The sequence below is a fragment of the Flavobacterium sp. WC2421 genome, from assembly GCF_040822115.1.
In the GTDB taxonomy this organism is placed as follows: Bacteria; Bacteroidota; Bacteroidia; order Flavobacteriales; family Flavobacteriaceae; genus Flavobacterium.
Window position 1 is genome coordinate 1,802,235 of the sequence record NZ_CP162004.1, and the last position, 20,479, is coordinate 1,822,713.

The window sequence follows — 20,479 nt, forward strand, 5'->3', positions numbered from 1 at the left end:
TTAGTAATTAAATAATTATAATGTAGTGGTGTTTTCCTTAAGAAATAAATCAATTATTTGCTATTTTTAACATTGATTTGTGTTTGTTTTGCTCTACTAGAATTGTGTTTTAAAATGCTAAAAAAAATGTATTTTAGGTGTTATATCTCTTAAAATTAAGCAATTATAAACTTGTATTTGCCATAAAAAGCATATTTTCGATTAAAGTATTTTATCTCCCGATGAACTGCTTATTTTATACTATTTATATTGCTTTTTCCTGCAGATTAAGATTTTATGAAGCAAAAAAAAACTGTCATAATAGACAGTTTTTTAATTTATTTTCAGGAATTATGGCACTATAATTTTTTTATTTATTTCTCCATCTGAAGTTTTAATTTTTACAATGTAAATACCGGAGCTTATTTTTTTAACTGGAAGTTGAATGTTTTGCCTATTTTGATTTTCTATATCCCAATTAATAATTGATTGACCAGATACATTGTATAAAGTTACTTTTTTAATAATTGTATGATCCGAATTGTTATAAATTTCGATACTATTCCTTTTTGGAAAATGAATGATATTAATACTATCTACTTCTAGGTCTATATTGTTGTTACTATTATTAGTACTCAAAGTTTTATCAGTGAATCTTAATGAAAATCTATCGTTATACTCTCCGATTGGGATCATCACTTCAAAGTTTTTATTTTTTATATCATGGTAGGTGTTATTAGAATTGTCATAGATAAATATATTTTGATTTTTTTCAAAATTCTCTAAGCTATCAATCATGAATACCACTTTTCCTTCAGTATCTGCTTTAACACCAATGGGGTAGGAACTATTTTTATCAAATGAACTTACACCTTGAATCACTAATTGATTTTCACCACACATAAAATACATATCATTTGGATACTCGTCAAAATTAAGTCCATCATAACCATAGTCCATTTCAATCGTTGCTTTTTCATCCATAAAGCCCAATAGTGTTTGGCGATGTGCAGTATTATTAGAATCAAATCCTAAACGAATTTTTTTATAATTCTTTTTTTCTGCTTTATCACTCTCATTATTGTTCCAATATTTGTCTTTGACAGGTTTTGTTTTGAACATTAAATTGGAAGTGCTTTCGTTTTCTTTAATAAAACCTCTTTGGCTGTTCTTGTAGGTTACAGTTGTTGCCGTTGATCCAATTTTTCCATTTACAAAAAAACTTTGTCCAACAGGGATATAACGATTTGGGATACTTCTAGTTGTAGTACCTAATCCACTTATGTAGTCCACACCAACAGACGTAGGAGGAACACCCCCCGTTAAATTCCTTTCTGCGTATCCTCCTTCATAGTCTCTAAGAATATGAGTATTGTTTGTTGTGTAGTGTTCCCAAAAATATAATGTTCCATCAATAGAAGCTGAATTATCATTTATAAAAGCATCTGCATCTAAGGCTGAAGGATAGGGATTTCCAGTTAGTAATAGTTGATCTGAACTAACAGTATTTGTCGCAATAGTTCCATTATTTGGTTTTCCTATAAAAGTATAGTTTTGAGTTGTTCCAGCAGCCCCACTTCCTTTGAGAGTAAAACCTTGTCCTACACGTAACGAACCTGTTTCGCCTATTTGAACCCAATTTGCGTAAGCATTTGCATAGTTATCAAATTTATATACCCAATAACGAGCTAAACTGATTGGAGAAGTTGGGGATCCATCATATCCACCTACCCAATTAATTGCTGTTGGTGTAGCTGCATTTGTCCCATCTTTTAAAACACCTCCAACAGTATAATCGGTATTGTTAGCGGTTGTATTTATAGGGCTCACAGGCGAACTCCAGTAATTATAATTGTATTTATTTGATTGTCCTTGTTGGTCTCTTTCAAGTGATCCACTACTGGCAACATCCAAAATACTTCCTTCGGTTTGTATTAATTGTGATTTTCCAACTAGGTCTATTTTTCCATTTAATTTCAAATATTTCGAAACCTGTATTTTTGAATCATTTTCTGCACTTATGGTATTGCTATTCACTAGTAATCCTAAAACAGTTTTGTTACCTTTAGAAGTAATATAATGTGATGTTTTAACAATATTCCAGTCTATTCTTGTAGTTCCATCTATTGCTAAACTATTTGGGACATCCCAAACATCATAATAAGTCCAAGTATCATCTTGTGACCAATCTTGATTGCTTATTCTTGAGGTATAAGGTAACGGAGCAGTATCTGGTTGTTGCGTACCAATATTTCTTAATTTCCCATTAATAGCTGATGTAGATTTACCTACTACAAATCCGTTAACTACATCATTTACAGGATTCATTGGATAATAGCCATCTAAATTAGTCCAAGTTAAACCAGGAATATCTAGTGGTACAATTGCGCCTTTTACATTTCCTCCATTATTTTGGATCTCTTGATTCATCATTTGCCGAATTTGATCAACGGTCAATTCCACTTTCCAAATACGAAGTTCATCCATCCATCCATTAAAATAGTTAAATGGAATACCACTACTTTGATCCATGGCTCCTAGAATACAATTAGCACTATTGTTTATTATAGGGTTAACACCTGCAACGGCTGTTTGCACAGGTATTCCGTCTATATATAATTTGTAATTTGAACCATTAAAAGTGACAGCAACATGATACCACCTATCTGTATTAATAGTAAAGTTTGAAGCTATTGTATTTCCATTATTCCAGTTAAAAGAGATAATGTTATTTACTAATTTTAAATCATAACCATCAGCTGTACTTGTACCAAGTCGTTTAGAAAAAATGGTTTGTTTATTTCCATTTGTTGCATTTGATTTGACCCAAGTCTCAATACTAAATGAACCTGTATTTAAGCCATAATTATTTTTAAAAGTTACATTATCGTCAATTCCATCGAAATTCAAAATGTCGCAAGCAACAAATGTTACTAAAACGTCGTCTTTTGTATTAGCACAACCAGTGGTCCATCTTAGCAAATAAGCTCCTACATTAGGACTATAAAAGGTTGAGCTGGTGCTAGTATTATTAGAAAAGATCTCACCGCCACCAGCAGGACCACTAACGATGGACCAAGAACCAGTTGTTCCTGAAGTAGCGTTCAAGTTTACTTGTTCTCCACCACAAGAAACAATTTGGTCAGGACCTGCTAATGCTGTAAAACAAGGGCTTCCTGAATTATCCAAAGTTACAGTGGTAGGAGCCGTAATAGGAACCTGGCACCCTGAGGTGTTATCAAATCCTTTAAAAATGGCTTTATTAACGGCTACACCGGATACTGCTCCGGTTCCATTTATTGTACCACTAACTGAAATTACTGAGTTACAACTATTATTAACTATTATAGCACAATCTTCTGTGGCTTTTACTTTAAAAGTGATTGTTGCCAATAAAGTATTTTGGTCTGCTGGAAGTGGTAACGTACCCATGTCCCAAATTATAGAATGGCTAGTAGTATCATAATAAGGAAGATTTGGAGTTGTTACACTCGCGTCTTTTGTACTAATAATACTTCCTACAATGAAATTGATTGTGTTTGAAATTGGAATTGTAACTAAATTATTGTTTATAGCTTCAGTACCCTTGTTTTTAATATTCAAAGTATAAGATATTTCTTGTCCTGGTAAAACAGAATAGGGTTGTGGCGGAGTGGTAACAGCGTTAATTGAATTGATTGCCATAAATCCTTCTGGTTCTGGAATGTAGGTGTCTACGGACATGGCGAATCCAAATATGGTATACACTTCATACGTGGAACCAAATCTAAAGGTGGTAGAAGTTTGATTGTTTCCAATAACTGTGTTTCCAGCATTAGGAACGGTAAACATACTGAAATCTACTCCCGTATTATTTTGTAAAATGGGGTTGCTTTTGCCTGCAGCAGGGACTGGAAAAATCGACGAATTAAAAAAGTTATTAGTGGTATTACCGGCATGATTTAAGGTCAAATAATTTGTCGCGTTGTAAACATTAGGGTCCGCATTAAGTTTTAGTACAGCTAAATAATCACTTCCAGAATTTGTAGCAACATCACCTTCAGCTGCCATTACACCAAGTTTCATATTAACTGGACCAGCACCTACAGTTGTAAATCCTGAAATAGGAATTGTTCCATATTCACCACCTCCAGAGCGTTGACCATTAACATATGCATAACCATCAAAAAGTGTGACTGCTCTACTTTTCATTGCCGAATTCTCGTAAATAACAATCATTACCCAACCACCTGAGTAACCAGGATTGTTGTTTGTCCCTTCTATTAAAGCAATATCGGCTACAGTATATGCACCTGGTCCGTATGTTTTTACATAGTCTGTTATTTCTTGATAACCTATAAAAATACCACTCTCTGCCGATCCTGGGAAACGAATATCATAATCTGGAGCTTTAGGTTTTGCTGTAATAGCGGTATATGCAGCTGCACCTGGTCCTTTTATAGAAATAACTTTTTTATCATAGTTTTTTGTTACTGAGCCTTTTGTTACTGAAAATGTTTCATTATTATCGTTAGATTTTCCTGTCCAGTAGAGTCCCGCGTAAACAATTTTTGAGCAATTTTGGCTAGAGCTATTTTCTCCTGAATTCGAGAGTTCGAGGGTAGCCATAGAAGAATTTAAAGTATTGGAATCACCATCAATATCGACGTATTTCATCGAATTCCCTTCATTATTTGTTGTATTGTTATAATTTGTAAGGGTCAAATTTGTGTTGCCCAACATGGTGAAATCACCTTTTAGATTATATACAGTAGTACCAGGCGTTGCGGATGAAGTTCTTTGTGTAAAATTGACTTGAGGTGATGTCAATGATTGTGCCTTCATATCAATAGATACCGTCAATAGTAATGAAATTATTACTATTGGTAAATTTAAAATTATGTTTTTAAAGTAAAGTTTTCTCATAGTAGTTTGGGTCTTAAACACAATGAATATTTATCTTAACTTCCTAAAAAAAAAAACTGAAAAAAGTAGGTAGTATTAAATAGTTTTATAGCAAGGTTAATTTAAAAAAATCTGAATCAAATATAATTTATTTGTTTTTGTTTTTACGTTTTTACGCACATTTTACCGACTAAATACATGAAAATTAATAATTAGTAAGTATTTTCTTTAAAATAAATATATACTATACCTGTGGTTTTACATAAAAAATAATTCTAAATGAATAGAATAAAGTATGTTTTAAGGAATCTATTTAGGGAATTATGATTTTTACTTTAAGTCTACTGAATTATGAATTTTCGAAATATATAATCTGTTACTTATTTTTTTTATTGGTACCTGTATTATTTTTCGCATTGATTTTTAATATTTCAATTAGTGATTAATTGACCTGTTGCGCGAAAAAAAATTACTTTTTTAAAACTAGAATCTGCTTTTACTCTAATTGGGTAAATTAAATTTGGATTATAAAAGAGTTCGAATTGAATTATTAATTAATTTTCTCCATTCATAAAGCCTAGTAAGCCTTTAAGGTGGATCGTATTATTAGAGTCAAATCCTAAACGTATTTACTAATACTTAAGTTTTTTAATTTTGTCATCTGTATTATTGTACCAAAAAAAAGTCATTTGCTGTCTTATTTTTGTACATAATATTGGAGGCAACATTACCTTCTTTAATAAAATAGCTTTGAGAGTTCTTAGATGTTATTGTTTCACCAGAAGCACTGTCATTTACAAAAAAAAACCGTGGCCAACTGGAATAAATTAATTTAGAATGTTTCTTGTAGTTGTACCTAAGCCAGTAAAATAATCAATACCAATTGAGGTAAGAGGGACTCCTCCTTTTAAATTTATTTCAGCGTATCCACCTTCATAATCTCTTAAAAGAGGAGTGCCGTTTGATGGGGAATATTACCAAAACATATAATGTTACGTCTATTGAAGTTGAGTTAACGTTTATAAATGCTTTAGTTTTCTATTTAATATTATTAAATATTTAATTATTCTTTTTTTTTAATGTTATTTTTTTAAGGAGTGTTGTTTTTATGTGTTATTTTTATATATTTAACAATATTTGTAAATTATATATTATGAAAATTTCAAGAGTAGTTTTATTTATGATGTTTTTTTTTATTGGGATTGGGTATTCCCAAAATAAACTTTCGGGCAGTGTAGTAAACAGTAATAATAAACCTGTTGCTAATGCTAAAATTTATTTAGATTCTATTTATTCGAACGTTGAAACGGATCGAAAAGGAAATTTTGAATTATCCTTTCCCCAGAATGTAGCTACAATAAATGTTTATTCTAATGAGTATGGTTTATTGTCTAATAAATTCAGTAATGAAAAAGTTATGAATTTCATGTTTCTTAATTCCCCACTACCTTCAGGAGAAAGAATTCAAAAAGGAGGAGTATTGAAAATGGTGTATTCTAAGCAAACTAATGAATATAAAGTGAATAATAATAAAGGATCTGGTCTTGAAACAGATAGGAATTCAGGTGTATATAATACGATTTATGATCTTATAAGGGGGCGTTTGCCAGGAGTATCAGTTTCGAGAGATAATAAAATAACTATTAGGGGGGTCAGTTCTCTTAGAAATATTTCGGATCCATTATTTGTTGTCGATGGTGTAATCGTATCTAGTATTGATTTTATTTCGCCAAACAATGTAAAAAAAGTTAGTGTTTTAAAAGGAGCCGAAGCTTCTATTTATGGTTCTCAAGGCTCAAGTGGCGTTATTGTAATTAAAACAAAATAAGGAAAGTTATTTCTTTTTTTAATATATAATTCCTTCTAAACTAATTGATTTAGAAGGAATTATTGTAATTGCTTAAGACTGCCAGAAACGCTTATACTTTCACCAGTAATCCAAGAAGAATCATCTGAAGCTAAGAATACAGCCACTTTAGCAATTTCAGTTGGTTGACCAACACGACCAATAGGGGTGTTTGCAACTGCTTGTTTTTCAAAGTCTGATCCAATGAATCCCATGGTATGAGTTTATTCGGTTTCTATGATTTCTGGACAAATTGAATTAACACGAATCTTTTTTGGTCCTAGTTCTTTTTGGAGCGATTGAGTCTAATGTGCTTTTAGTAGTTAAATATATGAAACCCATTAGAAAAGGATTTTTACTCGCTACTGTACTCATAGTTTACAATACTTCCTCCATATCTCCAAATAATTTAACGGCTTCTTGAGTAGCTAAAAAAGGACGTAGTAAATTGATGGTGAAATTCCTCTTCGGTAATACTTTCAATTGGAGTAAATTGATAGACACCCAGATTATTTATAAAAAAACCCATGAACCGTATACTTTTTTAGTTGCTTCAAATAGATTCTTTACAACTGCTGAATTAGACAAATTAGCTTGAATGGCTACCGCTGTTCTGCCATTTTTTGCAATTTCAGCAGCAACTGCATTAGCTCCTTCTTTGCTCTTTCGGCTCCCGTTTATTTTGCAATTTCAGTTCCAATTCCGTTGGAAGCTCCTGTTATTATAATTACTTTATTAATTAGTTAAATCATTTTAAAGTATTTTAAATTATTAATTTTACTTTTGTACCGAAAAGATACTATCAATAGTATATTTAAGATACTATCTAGTTAAATTGTATTTACCCTAAGGGGAGCTGCATAAAAAAAACAAAAGTGAGAGATGAAAGATTTTGTAGTTCTCATTGTCCTCTAACTAGGGCAATTAGTAAGATTGGGAACAAATGGAAACCAATTATTATAAATGTTATTCAAGAAAGAACGGTTCGTTTTGGGCAGTTGGATACTATTATTCCTTTAATAACTAGGAAGGTACTAACGGAGCAATTAAAAGAATTAGAAGAAGATGGTATTTTGACACGAACTGCCTATAAAGAAATCCCACCAAGGGTAGAATACTCTTTAACAAAGCAAGGGTTAGAATTAGTGCCAATTTTAAAGACAATCACTGATTGGAATATAAAATATGAAAGTAATGGAACTGGTGAGTTAAAAATACCCATTGAAAAATAATTTAGCGAAGTGAATCAGTTTATTAACATGATTATATGAAATTATTAAATAAATACGTACTAATTTTGCTTTTCCTTTTTTAGATTATATACAATGAAAATATTATATACTTATATTAAAGCGCATAAACAATTATTGTTTTTGGCTTTATTTTTAGCAGCTATCAATCAATGTTTTTCACTTTATGACTCCATAATAATTGGTAAACTGCTTAATGAATGTGGAGTAGGGGTTACTAATTTTAATCATAATTATTCTGCTTTTGTCAAAGTAGTTTTGGGTTGGTTAGGACTTTCGTTAGGTGCTGCAATGCTCTCGCGAATAGCCAAAAATTTTCAAGATTATTTCACCAACATCATTATTCAACGTACAGGTGCGCATATGTATACCGACGGTATCCAAAAGGCTCTACAGCTTCCTTTTCAAGAATTTGAAGATCAAAGTAGTGGAGAAACTTTAGGCAAACTCCAAAAAGTAAAAATAGACTGTGAAAAGTTTATTACTTTATCTATTTCGATGGTTTTTCAAAGTCTTATCGGAATTACATTTGTTGTAATATATGCAATAAATATTCATTGGCTTTTAGGACCAATTTTTCTTGCCACTGTACCAGTTATTGCAGTAGTAAGTTCTTTTTTAGGTAAAAGAATAAAAAAAATTTCTAAGGAAATACTGGGAGAAACTACTGCATTAGCAGGAGCAACAACAGAGTCTTTAAGAAATATAGAATTGGTTAAAAGTTTAGGACTGACAGAACAGGAAGTTGATCGATTAAACAGTACAACTAATAAGATTTTAGGTTTAGAATTAAAGAAAGTACGCTTTATTCGTTCACTGAGTTTTATTCAAGGTACAACCGTTCATTTTATGCGAACAGGTTTAGTTTTTGCGCTATATATGTTTATTTTTCAAGGAATTATCAAGCCAGGTGATTTAATTACGTTAATGTTTTTTTCTTTCTTTTTATTTAATCCTTTGCAAGAGTTAGGTAATGTGATTGCTACTTATAATGAAACTAAAGCTTCTATGGATAATTTTGGAGATTTGATGCGTTCAAAAAGTGAAAAGACACCACAGCATCCCCAAACTATTGGCGCTATCAATAACTTAAAGTTTTCGAATATTTCATTCAAACATATTTCAACAAGTACTTATGCTGTAAAAGATATTTCTTTTGAAGCTAAGGCAGGAGAAACGATTGCTTTTGTTGGACCATCAGGGAGTGGTAAAACTACTTTAGTAAAAATGTTGGTTGGATTGTATTCTCCCGCTGAAGGATCTATTTTTTATAATGAAAGAAATGCTAAAGATATTGATTTGACTGAATTAAGACAGCAATTAGGTTTCGTTACTCAGGATGCACAATTATTCTCAGGAACAATTAAAGATAATTTACTATTTGTTAAGCCAACTGCTACAGATGAAGAGATCTATGATGTTTTACAAAAAGCAGCTTGTCAAAACTTATTGGAGAGAGCCGAGAACGGTTTGTATACGACAATTGGTGAAGGTGGGATTAAAGTTTCAGGAGGAGAAAAACAACGATTGTCAATTGCTAGAGCATTATTGAGAAATCCAAGATTATTAATATTTGATGAAGCAACATCTGCACTAGATTCAATTACTGAAGAGGAAATTACTAAAACAATAAGAAGCATATCATCCAAACAAGATCAAATTACCGTTTTGATAGCACACCGTTTATCAACTATAATGCATGCCGATAAAATATTTGTATTAGAACAAGGGCAAATTATAGAACAAGGAAAGCATCAAGATTTATTAGATGAAAAGGGATTGTATTACGCTATGTGGAGACAACAAATTGGTGAAAGAAAGTAAGATTTTTCTATAATTAATAATTTATCACGAAATAATTTTAATTTTAACTTGCTGAAATAGTGGTAGTTATTTATATTTTAATAATAATTTAAAAATATATAAATATTCTGAAACGTGTGTTCCAGAATATTTATATATTTGCATCATATTTAATGTCTTATGGCTCGCAATGTTGAATTTAACGAAATGGAAAGCATAGAGAAAGCTATGAATGTCTTTTGGGAAAAAGGATATCATGGTACTACTATGCAGGATTTAGTTGATGCAATGCAAATCAATAGGAGTAGTTTATATAATACCATTGGAGATAAACATTGTTTATTTATAAAGTGTGTTACTAGCTATACCGAAAATGCGATTCAAGAATCGAAAATTAAAGTTGCTCAGGAAAAATCTCCATTGCAAGCGCTTAAAAATATTATTTATGATAAAGCTGCTTGGGTTGTAGATTGTGAAAAAGGGTGTTTAGGAGTAAAGACTATTTTTGAAATTGCTCCTGAAGATGCAGAAGTAAGAAAAATATTGAGTAGGAATAATGATATTTATATTGACTTTTTAACAGAAGTTATCCAAAAAGCAATAGATGAGGGAGAATTAGAAACCACTGAAGATGCTTCATTAATTGCAGAATACATTTTGACCACTTTTACAGGCTGGAAACAAGCATACATTTTACATCGAGATCCTATAAAGATCAAAAAGATGTCAGAATACCTTATTAAACACATTACAAATTAGCATTTTTTTTGCTTATATTCTGGAACGTTTGTTCCAATAAGTACTATCTGAAATAATTACTATTTCATTTAAAATCAGAATAATATCTGGAACGATTGTTCCAGAATTGTATAATTAATTACTAACCTTAAATCCTCTAAAAACACGTCTAATTCTGGAACGAACGTTTCAGAATAAGTAATGAAAATCAATTATAATTTAATGAAAATCAAATCCAATCCAAACATGAAAACAATTATTACTCTAAGCATAGTGGCTTTAATATTAACAGGTTGTGGTAATAAAAATGAAAGTGCACCAGTAAATGTACTAGCAACATTGCCCGTTTTAAACATTGCCTATGAATCGGCAACAACTGACACAGAATTCCCAGTAGCCATTCAAGGGAAAACTGATGTTGAAATCAGATCTCAAGTTAACGGAACTTTAGATAAAATCTATGTTGATGAAGGGGCCTATGTTTCTCAAGGACAGCCTTTGTTTAAAATCAATGACAACTCATACCGTCAGCAATTTAATAGTGCATCGGCAAGTTTAAATGCTGCTAAAGCTACTGTTATCAATGCACAAATTGAAGTAGAAAAATTGAAACCGCTTGTGTTAAATAAGGTGGTTTCGGACTATCAATTAAAAATTGCGAAAGCAAATTTAGAAATTGCTAAAGCGACTGTTGCTCAAACACAAGCTGTTGTGGCCAATGCACAAATTAATCTAGGGTACACTATAATTAAAGCGCCTGTGAGCGGCTACATTGCTAGGATACCAAGAAAACAAGGAAGTCTAATTAGTACGGCTGATCCTGAAGCTTTGACGAAATTATCGGATACTAGAGATATTTACGCATACTTTTCTCTAGGTGAAAATGATTTTATCAATTTTAAAACTCAATATGAAGGTAAAACCATAAATGACAAATTAAAGAATTTGCCACCGGTATCTTTAATTTTATCAGATAATTCCATTTATTCTCAAACTGGAAAAATCGATATGGTCGATGGTCAATTTGACAAAACTACAGGTGCAATTACACTAAGAGCAAAGTTTTCTAATCCAAACGGATTGTTGCGTTCTGGAAATACTGGGAAAATAAAAATTAGTATGCAGCACGAGAACTCGATCGTAATTCCGCAAGCAGCTACAATAGAAATTCAAGATAAATTATTTGTTTTTCTTGTTGATAAAAAGAATAGTGTTGCGAGACAGCCTATACTTATTTCAGGAAAAAGCGGTACTAATTATTTAATAAAAGAAGGGCTTAAAACGGGTGATCGAATTGTATTAAAAGGCTTTGAAAGTTTGCCTGATGGTGCTACAATTATCCCTGAGAATTCCCAAAAAGTAGTAGCTAAAAATTAATTCAACTATTTAATAAATATAAAATATGTTACAAAAATTTATTGACAGGCCAGTACTGTCAACGGTAATAGCTATTCTTATAGTTATCCTAGGAGTTATAGGATTAAGGGCGCTCCCTTTACAACAATTTCCAGATATTGCTCCTCCAGCTGTTCAAGTTGTGGCACTTTATCCTGGGGCCAATGCGGAAACAGTTTTACGTTCCGTTGCGCCATCTCTTGAAGAAGCTATCAATGGTGTAGAAAACATGAGTTACATGAGTTCTACTGCGAGTAATGACGGTTCATTAGTAATTACTGTTAATTTTGAGTTAGGAACTAATCCTGATCAAGCAGCGGTAAATGTTCAAAATCGAGTTTCTCAAGCTACGAGTCAATTGCCTCCAGAAGTAGTTCAAGCTGGAATATCAACAACCAAAAAGCAAAATAGTCTTTTGATGGTGGTTGATTTATACACCGAAAATGAAGCGCAATACGACCAAACTTTTTTAGCTAATTATTCTCAAATAAATATAATTCCTGATTTAAAAAGGATTCCTGGAGTAGGGCAGGCAGTGATTTTTGGAGGAAGTAAAGATTACTCTATGCGCGTATGGTTAAGCCCATCAAAAATGGCTAGTTATAATCTAACTCCACAAGAAGTTATGGGAGCTATTCAAGACAAAAACCTTGAGGCTGCACCAGGTAGATTTGGGGAAAGTAGCAAGGAATCTTTTGAATATGTAATTAAATACAAAGGAAAATTAAATAAACCGGAACAATATGAAAATATTGTAATTCATTCGAATGCAGATGGCTCTGTATTGCGTTTAAAAGATGTTGCCCGAATTGAGTTTGGTTCCTACACTTATGGAAGTAGTACGCGTATTGATGGAAAATCAGGACTTAATATTGCAATTTATCAATTGCCAGGTTCGAACTCCAGTGATGTTCAAATTGCGATTAAAGCAATGATGGAAAAAGCATCCAAAGATTTTCCAAAAGATGTAAAACACTTAATTCTGTATAATACTAAAGACTCATTAGATTTATCAATAGAACAAGTAAAACACACTTTAATAGAAGCTTTTATTTTGGTTTTCATAGTAGTGTTTTTATTCCTTCAGGATTTTAGAGCTACTTTAATTCCAGCAATTGCGGTTCCAGTTTCTATCTTGGGTACCTTCTTTTTTATGCAGGTATTTGGATTCTCTGTCAATTTGTTAACGCTATTTGCGCTAGTTCTTGCTATTGGTATTGTTGTAGATGATGCCATTGTAGTTGTTGAGGCGGTTCATGAGAAAATGCACAGTAAAAAATTATCTGCAAAAGCTGCTACAACTTCTGCAATGAGTGAAATTACGGGAGCGATTATTTCGATAACCTTAGTAATGTCGGCGGTATTTCTTCCTGTAGGTTTTATGGAAGGTTCAACAGGTGTTTTTTACAGACAATTTGCTTTTACATTAGCTATTGCCATTGTGATTTCGGCAGTGAATGCTTTAACACTTAGCCCAGCTTTGGCAGCTTTATTTTTGAAAGACATTCAACACGATGTAGATGGAGAAGAGGTGAAACCTAAAAATTTCAAGGAAAAATTCTTCATTGGGTTTAACCAAGGATTTGATAAACTGACAAATAAATATGTAAAGAGTCTTCGCTTTTTAATTAAGTTTAAATGGGTGAGCCTTGGTGGATTGGCAGTTGTAATTTTGGCGACTGTTTACATGGTGAAAACAACATCGACAGGTTTCATTCCATCAGAAGATCAGGGTTTTATAGCTATATCAATGTCGATGCCAGCGGGAACATCTTTAGAGAGAACCAAAACGGTTATGCTAGATGTAGAAAAAACACTGGGAGATATGCAGTCTAAAAAGACATTAAACATTCTTTCAGGGTTTAACTTACTTACACAATCAAGCAGTCCATCAGCAGGAGTAATATTCATTTTATTGAAACCAGCAGCAGAGCGTGGTGATATTACGGATATTAATGCTATCATGGGCGATGTTAGACAAAAGCTAGCTGGAATAAAGGGAGCAGGTTTCTTTGTGTTTACTTTCCCGACAGTTCCAGGCTTTAGTAATGTTGATGCTTTAGATATTGTTTTAAAAGACAAAACAGGACAAAGCATAAGTAAATTTAGTGGTGTCAGTACTACTTTTATTGGTGAATTAATGCAACGTCCAGAAATTGCATTTGCTTTTACAAGTTTTAAAGCAGATTATCCTCAACTTGAAATGGAAGTAGATGATGTAAAAGCAGAACAACTAGGGGTGAATGTTAGAGATATTCTGCAAACCATGCAAGCCTACTTTGGTAGTGCACAAGCTTCTGATTTTAATAGATTTGGGAAATATTATAGAGTTGTAGTTCAAGCTGATGTGGATTCAAGAAACAATGTAGAATCTATGAATGGAATATTTGTAAAAAATAGACAAGGTGAGATGGTTCCAGTTTCTACTTTGGTAAAATTGAAACCCGTTAATGGACCAGAAACAGCTTCTCGTTATAACCTTTTTAATTCCATAAGTGTTAATGCCATTGCTGCTCCAGGATTTAGTACAGGTGCAGCCATAAAAGCTGTACAAGAAGTAGCCGAAACAAAATTACCTAAAGGATACAGCATTGAATTTTCAGGGCTTACCAAAGAGGAAATTACATCTTCAGGACAATCGGCTGTTATATTTGGATTAAGCCTGTTATTTGTGTTCTTTTTACTAGCAGCACAGTACGAAAGTTATATTCTTCCTGCAGCCGTTATTTTATCAATACCAACAGGAATTTTTGGAGTATTCCTTGCCATTGGTTTAACTGGAATTGAAAACAACATTTATGTTCAAGTTGCCTTAATCATGCTTATCGGATTATTGGCTAAAAATGCCATTCTTATTGTTGAATATGCGATTCAAAGGAGACGGGCTGGGAAATCGCTTTTGGCCTCTGCATTAGAAGCAGCCAAATTGCGTTTACGCCCAATTATCATGACTTCATTTGCTTTTGTAGTTGGACTTATTCCAATGATGCGCGCAACAGGACCATCAGCATTAGGAAACCATTCGATTAGTATTGGTGCAGCTGGAGGAATGATATCTGGAGTTCTTTTGGGAATATTTATTATTCCGGTATTGTTTATTGTTTTCCAGCATTTGCAAGAGAAAGTTACTGGTAAACCCTTGGCAGTTATAAACAACGAAAGCCATTCAAAAAAATAATCTGTATCAATAGCAATCTTTAAAAATCATCTTATGATAAAAAATATAAAAAGGAGTGTTGTAATAGGATCTCTTTTTACAGCCTTCACATCATTTTCTCAGGAAACTCCAAAAATTGGAGTTCCTGAAAATTTCAGAAATTCCACTTCGATAGATACCACAAATACGGCTGATATTAAATGGAAAGATTTTTTTGCAGAATCCGATTTAGTAAAGTTAATTGATGATGCATTATTGAAAAACAATGACTTGCAAATTGCAGATAAAAATATGGCTATTGCCAATTTACAATTCAAGCAAACTAAATGGGGAAATATTCCTGAGCTCAATGCTTTTGCAACAGCTTCTTCGAACAGATTATCAGATAATAGCTTAAATGGAATAAGTACAAATCAATTTCTGGGTAAAAAACATTTAGAAGACTATTCGGCAGGACTAAGTTTGTCATGGGAAGCAGATATTTGGGGTAAAATAAAAAACCAGAAAAAAAGTGCATTAGCTGCTTATATGCAAACAACAGAAGCCAAAAAAGCATTGCAAACAGCAATAGTTGCAAGTGTGTCAAAAGGGTTTTATGATTTGTTGATGCTAGATGCACAATTAGAAATTGCTAAGAAAACACTTGTATTGAATGACAGTACTCTTTTTATTGTAAATCTTCAATATGAAGCCGGACAGGTAAATTTATTTGCAAAACAACAAACAGAAGCACAACAACTTGTTGCAGCCCAATTGATTCCACAATTAGAGCAAAATATTCAAATTCAAGAGAATGCATTAAGTGTATTATCAGGGACTTTTCCAGAGGCTAAAGATAGACAGAGCAAGCTGGAAACTATAGTGATAAAAGACAATCTTTCTGCTGGAATTCCATCTCAGTTATTGAGTAAACGACCAGATGTAAAAAGTGCTGAAATGGGGGTAAAAATGGCCAATGCAAGAGTTGGTGTAACGAAGGCCAGTTTGTATCCTTCTTTGAATATTACGGCTAGAACTGGTGTAAATTCATTCGAAATAAACAATTGGTTTAATATTCCAGCTTCATTATTTGGTTCTATTGCGGGCGGATTGACAGCACCACTACTAAACAGCAAAAAATTAAGAACACAATATGAAATAGCTAAAGTAGAAAGAGAGCAATCAATATTACAGTTCAAACAAACTGTTTTAGTAGCTGTAGGTGAAGTTTCAAATGCATTGACTAAAATTGAAAAACAAGCAGCGCAATTTGAGATTGCAAAACTAAGAACAACAACACTTCAAAAAGCAATTATAAATGCAAACATGCTTTTTAAAAATGGTATGGTAACTTACCTGGAAGTAGTTATTGCGCAAGGCAATCTTTTGCAAGCAGAGCTAGAATTGGCTTCGATAAAAAAAGAGCAATTATCATCTAATGTTGAGTTATACCGTGCTTTAGGTGGCGGTTGGCGATAACAGTTAATTTGTATTTATACAGAAAAACTCGGAAGTGATTCCGAGTTTTTTTTATATAAATAATTAAGACATTATATTTTCTTGCAGTGTAAATCCGATTAGTTTTAAAAAATAAGGGACAACGTTACGTTCATAAACATCTAACCTATAATACACTCTGTTTTAAAATAGTAGTATTAAACAGACTTAACATCTCTCTTTTCGCTTTGGGCGTTCCATTCTGAATCTGATAAATTTAGGTATAAAACATACTAGAAGATGCTCACGTTTCCAACGGTAACATTTTAAGAAAAAGAACATGGCTACAAACAGAAATATACCTGACCCAACGGCAACCTGAAAGGGATAAGACAGTACATTTTTTTGTGGAATAATCATTGGAACAAGAGCAATGGCACAAGCTGGCGCAAATGGTTTACCGACAATTTCAAAAAGAAGAAACAGGCATAAAAATAGCAATAAAACCGTATATATTTGTGGGAATCCCAATATTGTATGCAAATAGTGCTGAAAGAGTGTTCCTAGTATAGCAGAAATTATGATTACTAAATAAACCTGTAGCGGGCGATTGCGAAAGCCTGATGATGATGAACTGAATTCTATAAACATGACCATCAATGGTGGAACTATAAAATATATTTTCCCAAAATATACCGGAATTACAGCTATGAGTACTACCCAAAACAGTAATCTCATCCAATGCTTCGGACTGTGTTTGTAATGATCTTTTTTTCTATCGAAAGTAATAACCTCGCGCAATACATTTTTCTCCATAAGCCATTGTCCGGAAACGACCAAAAGACTCATGATGAAAACAGAAACAGGATAAACTAACGAGTTAGTTCCTAATAAAACTGGCAACATTGCAGATGACGTTATTGGAATTAAGGTGGTGCGCGTCAAAATAAGGCAAAGGGATGTAAATGTAAATGAAATTGCAATATTTATTAAAAGAGGGAATGGGGAATAAAGGACAAGCAGAATTCCGAAAAAGGCGCAGACTGTCATCAATGCTACCAGTATCGGTCTACTAACCGTCCATATTTTTTTATCAATAACCCATAAACCAAGCACCAATGCGGCCATTTCAGGAAACAGAATTTCTTTTTGGTCGAGCCATTCTGAAGCGCCAACCATAACAGCAATCATGATAAGGGCAAAAAAATATCGGATTAATTTGAGTTTATTCACTTTTTCAACCATTATATTTTTAAACTTTACAAGAATGACTTTCTTTGATATTTATTTTTAAGAATACTTTAATTAATCCTTCAAAAGTTTTTTAGCACAATCAGAAGCTACAATTAAACCTCCTGCCATCATAATAATGTCTTTTATAACCAATCGGCCCGCAGCTGAAAGATAAGGAAAGCCATATTGAGGTGTTGGCATATCGCCACCTAAGTTAGGCACCCAGGTTTCTGGAGTAGTAATTAAGAAAGAAAGCGTAACTAATGCCATACCGGCAGTGAGTAATCCACCAATAAGCCCTAAGTGATTATTGAAAATACCAAATAAAGTTAGCGAACCAATAATAACAATTATGCCGCCCAACATATATGAAAAGCTATAGGTTCCATTTTGAGTGTTCCATTTAATATTCTTTTCAACAATTTCTCCCTCTTTATTTTTGTGGTCTTTATATTCATTTGGATTACCGTAAAAGAAACTCATCAAAGGGCTATTGGCAACAAAAGGCACAATTCCATCTGCTTCATATTGAAAAGCTTTAAGTCCTCCAATCCATACCATTACTATAAAAATAGCTATTCTCATTAAATTAAAAAATTGACTTTGTAATTTTGCTAAGGTTATTAACATGTTCATATATTTACTATTTATTAGGCAAAGTTAATAAGATTTTGTTGTGGTCACAATGGACAGATGTGGATATTACCTAGACAAATCTGCCACGATGGATATCCCAACATTCTCTCGAAATGCAGTAGGGGTAATTCCAGTATGTTTTTTAAAATAACGACTAAAGTAATTTTCATCGTCAAAGTTTAATTCAGCAGCAATTTCTTTCATGCTTTTGTAACTAAGGTGAATCCATTTTTTAGATTCAAGTATAACCCTTTGGTGAATTAATGTAGAGGGTGTTTTCAAGAAATGCTGTTTACAGATTTTTGAAAATGTATTAGGCGAAATGCCCATTTGATAAGCATAAAAAGAAGGTTGCCTTTCTTTATGAAAATTATTTTCAAGTAGCACTTTAAAATGCATTAAAGGATGAAAAGTGTTTTTTTCTTCAGAAATGACTACTTTTTTCGATTTAATTTTACTAGATAAAGCTAGAATCAATTGTAAATAAGCTCGTACTACCGCAATAGAATAACTGTTAATGATTTCTAGTTCAATAATTAGTTTTTCTAGAATATAATCCATCTCAATATAATCTTCTAATTCAAGATTTATATAGGCTTGTTGATATATGTTGTTAAATAAAAGACCGTTACAAGCCACTTCTTTTTTGTGATATTCTATGCAATAAAAATCACCATGAAATTGGAGTCTTCTGGTTTTAATTGGATGTTCCGTATTAAAAAGAATAATTTGATATGGAGTTGTAAACAATACAATTTTACCTTCAAAAGAATATTCTACTAAATCGACACTTATTTTGCCTGTACCTTCAAAAAGATAAATAGAATACAAAGGAGAACCCCCACACTGATTGATATAATCTGTATTGCATTCTTGGACTGTACAGCCTTTTTGATTGATTTGTGTATCTTTTAACTCCATCTTTTATTTTGAGAACAATGCTCAAAGTTAAAATATTATTATTTGTTTATGGCTCATGCAGTAAGGTTGTTTTTCTGAATAAGTACGTAACAAAGCACTGGATATGTAAATATACACATTCAGTTAAGCTGCATTCTCATAATTAATTTGGATTGTTAAATTCTTTAATGTTTTTTTTGCAATTCAAAGCAGAATGTCTTCTTTTCTGTTTTAACAAATTTCAAAAATATAAGCCAAATAAAAGTGGCACAGGATGAAATACTAAAATCAAAGCAATCAATTGAAGAGCTGGATTTGCCATTAGTAAATTGGTCTAATTTGTTTTGATATAAACGAATTCTAGCATTATAATCTAAAAACGACAAGTTATTTCAGGGCAAGACAGAATAAAAAACATACTATTCTTTTGTGATTTGGAAAGTTTACACCTTGTCTTTATATCGATATTTCTAGCTTATGTATTTGGTAATGATTAGATTGATTTTATAGGTAAATCGTGCACGTTCTGTAAAAGTACTAAAAGTTTAGGCATAAAAAAACGGATTAGTTGGCACTAATCCGTGATTTACATGACTTTAAGTTTGTAGCGAGGACGAGATTTGAACTCGTGACCTCAGGGTTATGAATCCTGCGCTCTAACCGACTGAGCTACCTCGCCAAAGTTTCAAGAATAACAATTCCTGAACGCGGGTGCAAATATAGAAATAATATTAATGCGTGCAAGCATATTTTAAAGAAAAAAAAATATTTTTAAAAACGTTTTTTTTTCGGGCTTATATTCTATATATTCGAAAAAAATTAAAAGTAGCTCATGGATCAAAAAGTACGTTACGAAATAGAGTTCCCAATCAATTCTTCGCCGCAATTGTTATATCAATATATCTCAACTCCATCTGGATTGTCAGAATGGTTTGCAGATAATGTAAATTCTCGTGGTGAATTTTTTACTTTCATTTGGAATGATTCAGAAGAGAAAGCGAGGCTTGCCTCTAAAAAATCCGGAGAAAAAGTAAAATTTAAATGGGTTGATGGTAATAATAAAGATACCGAGTATTTTTTTGAACTGCACATCCTTGTAGATGAGTTAACTAAAGATGTTTCTTTAATGGTAGTTGATTTTGCTGATAAAGACGAGGTTGATGAAGCGTCATTATTATGGGAAAATCAAATTTCAGATCTTAAACATCTAATTGGATCGGTATAGTAAAATTGTATTTTATA

The 20,479-nt window shown here is 32.4% G+C and carries 13 protein-coding genes and 1 tRNA gene; 8 read left to right on the top strand and 6 right to left on the bottom strand.

Annotated elements, in window-relative coordinates; translation table 11 throughout:
- Window positions 1–330: 330 nt before the first annotated feature.
- Entirely contained in the window at window positions 331–4,884 is a 4,554-nt protein-coding gene (locus AB3G33_RS07675; RefSeq protein ID WP_367773876.1) for a LamG-like jellyroll fold domain-containing protein, read from the bottom strand.
- A gap of 1,132 nt (window positions 4,885–6,016) precedes the next feature.
- On the opposite strand from AB3G33_RS07675, the gene AB3G33_RS07680 reads away from it, so the two are divergent.
- Window positions 6,017–6,691 carry a TonB-dependent receptor plug domain-containing protein gene (locus AB3G33_RS07680; protein ID WP_367773878.1) on the top strand — a complete coding sequence of 225 codons (675 nt, stop codon included), beginning with the start codon at window positions 6,017–6,019 and terminating at the stop codon, window positions 6,689–6,691.
- Window positions 6,692–6,750: 59 nt separating this feature from the next.
- On the opposite strand, the gene AB3G33_RS07685 is transcribed toward AB3G33_RS07680, so the two are convergent.
- On the bottom strand, window positions 6,751–6,924 hold the full coding sequence (locus AB3G33_RS07685) for an SDR family oxidoreductase (RefSeq protein WP_367773881.1): 174 nt from the start codon (window positions 6,922–6,924) through the stop codon (window positions 6,751–6,753).
- 660 nt (window positions 6,925–7,584) lie between these two features.
- Here AB3G33_RS07685 and AB3G33_RS07690 point away from each other — a divergent pair.
- The 6 genes from AB3G33_RS07690 to AB3G33_RS07715 all read left to right on the top strand — a co-directional run bounded on the left by AB3G33_RS07690 (window position 7,585) and on the right by AB3G33_RS07715 (window position 16,510).
- Window positions 7,585–7,941 (top strand): winged helix-turn-helix transcriptional regulator, encoded by a 357-nt coding sequence (locus tag AB3G33_RS07690; RefSeq protein WP_367773883.1) that lies wholly within the window; start codon window positions 7,585–7,587, stop codon window positions 7,939–7,941.
- Between the two features lie 93 nt (window positions 7,942–8,034).
- Entirely contained in the window at window positions 8,035–9,783 is a 1,749-nt protein-coding gene (locus tag AB3G33_RS07695; RefSeq protein ID WP_367773885.1) for an ABC transporter ATP-binding protein, read from the top strand.
- A gap of 159 nt (window positions 9,784–9,942) precedes the next feature.
- A complete protein-coding gene (locus AB3G33_RS07700) occupies window positions 9,943–10,521 on the top strand; it encodes a TetR/AcrR family transcriptional regulator (RefSeq protein WP_367757584.1) in 579 nt (192 codons plus the stop codon).
- A 201-nt stretch (window positions 10,522–10,722) separates the two neighbouring features.
- The gene (locus AB3G33_RS07705) at window positions 10,723–11,877 is read left to right on the top strand and encodes an efflux RND transporter periplasmic adaptor subunit (RefSeq protein ID WP_367773886.1); all 1,155 of its coding nucleotides are present in this window, start codon (window positions 10,723–10,725) and stop codon (window positions 11,875–11,877) included.
- A gap of 25 nt (window positions 11,878–11,902) precedes the next feature.
- A complete protein-coding gene (locus tag AB3G33_RS07710) occupies window positions 11,903–15,073 on the top strand; it encodes an efflux RND transporter permease subunit (protein WP_367773888.1) in 3,171 nt (1,056 codons plus the stop codon).
- Window positions 15,074–15,106: 33 nt separating this feature from the next.
- Window positions 15,107–16,510 (top strand): TolC family protein, encoded by a 1,404-nt coding sequence (locus AB3G33_RS07715; RefSeq protein WP_367773889.1) that lies wholly within the window; start codon window positions 15,107–15,109, stop codon window positions 16,508–16,510.
- Between the two features lie 186 nt (window positions 16,511–16,696).
- On the opposite strand, the gene AB3G33_RS07720 is transcribed toward AB3G33_RS07715, so the two are convergent.
- The 4 genes from AB3G33_RS07720 to AB3G33_RS07735 form a co-directional block, all read right to left on the bottom strand.
- Window positions 16,697–17,713 (bottom strand): hypothetical protein, encoded by a 1,017-nt coding sequence (locus tag AB3G33_RS07720; RefSeq protein WP_367773892.1) that lies wholly within the window; start codon window positions 17,711–17,713, stop codon window positions 16,697–16,699.
- Between the two features lie 60 nt (window positions 17,714–17,773).
- Window positions 17,774–18,337 (bottom strand): DUF417 family protein, encoded by a 564-nt coding sequence (locus AB3G33_RS07725; RefSeq protein WP_367773894.1) that lies wholly within the window; start codon window positions 18,335–18,337, stop codon window positions 17,774–17,776.
- Window positions 18,338–18,403: 66 nt separating this feature from the next.
- The gene (locus AB3G33_RS07730; protein ID WP_367773896.1) at window positions 18,404–19,258 is read right to left on the bottom strand and encodes a helix-turn-helix domain-containing protein; all 855 of its coding nucleotides are present in this window, start codon (window positions 19,256–19,258) and stop codon (window positions 18,404–18,406) included.
- Between the two features lie 584 nt (window positions 19,259–19,842).
- Window positions 19,843–19,916, bottom strand: a tRNA-Met gene (locus AB3G33_RS07735).
- 153 nt (window positions 19,917–20,069) lie between these two features.
- Between AB3G33_RS07735 and AB3G33_RS07740 the strand changes: the two genes are divergently transcribed.
- Window positions 20,070–20,462 carry an START-like domain-containing protein gene (locus AB3G33_RS07740; RefSeq protein ID WP_367757600.1) on the top strand — a complete coding sequence of 131 codons (393 nt, stop codon included), beginning with the start codon at window positions 20,070–20,072 and terminating at the stop codon, window positions 20,460–20,462.
- The last annotated feature ends 17 nt before the right edge of the window (window positions 20,463–20,479 follow it).

Bases quoted from the DNA above. Each gene is read 5' to 3' on its own strand.
- AB3G33_RS07705 (WP_367773886.1), top strand. From the start codon at position 10,723: ATGAAAATCAAATCCAATCCAAACATGAAAACAATTATTACTCTAAGC.
- AB3G33_RS07730 (WP_367773896.1), bottom strand. From the start codon at position 19,258: ATGGAGTTAAAAGATACACAAATCAATCAAAAAGGCTGTACAGTCCAA.
- AB3G33_RS07720 (WP_367773892.1), bottom strand. From the start codon at position 17,713: ATGGTTGAAAAAGTGAATAAACTCAAATTAATCCGATATTTTTTTGCC.
- AB3G33_RS07685 (WP_367773881.1), bottom strand. From the start codon at position 6,924: ATGGGATTCATTGGATCAGACTTTGAAAAACAAGCAGTTGCAAACACC.
- AB3G33_RS07700 (WP_367757584.1), top strand. From the start codon at position 9,943: ATGGCTCGCAATGTTGAATTTAACGAAATGGAAAGCATAGAGAAAGCT.
- AB3G33_RS07695 (WP_367773885.1), top strand. From the start codon at position 8,035: ATGAAAATATTATATACTTATATTAAAGCGCATAAACAATTATTGTTT.
- AB3G33_RS07725 (WP_367773894.1), bottom strand. From the start codon at position 18,337: ATGAACATGTTAATAACCTTAGCAAAATTACAAAGTCAATTTTTTAAT.
- AB3G33_RS07675 (WP_367773876.1), bottom strand. From the start codon at position 4,884: ATGAGAAAACTTTACTTTAAAAACATAATTTTAAATTTACCAATAGTA.
- AB3G33_RS07710 (WP_367773888.1), top strand. From the start codon at position 11,903: ATGTTACAAAAATTTATTGACAGGCCAGTACTGTCAACGGTAATAGCT.
- AB3G33_RS07740 (WP_367757600.1), top strand. From the start codon at position 20,070: ATGGATCAAAAAGTACGTTACGAAATAGAGTTCCCAATCAATTCTTCG.
- AB3G33_RS07715 (WP_367773889.1), top strand. From the start codon at position 15,107: ATGATAAAAAATATAAAAAGGAGTGTTGTAATAGGATCTCTTTTTACA.
- AB3G33_RS07680 (WP_367773878.1), top strand. From the start codon at position 6,017: ATGAAAATTTCAAGAGTAGTTTTATTTATGATGTTTTTTTTTATTGGG.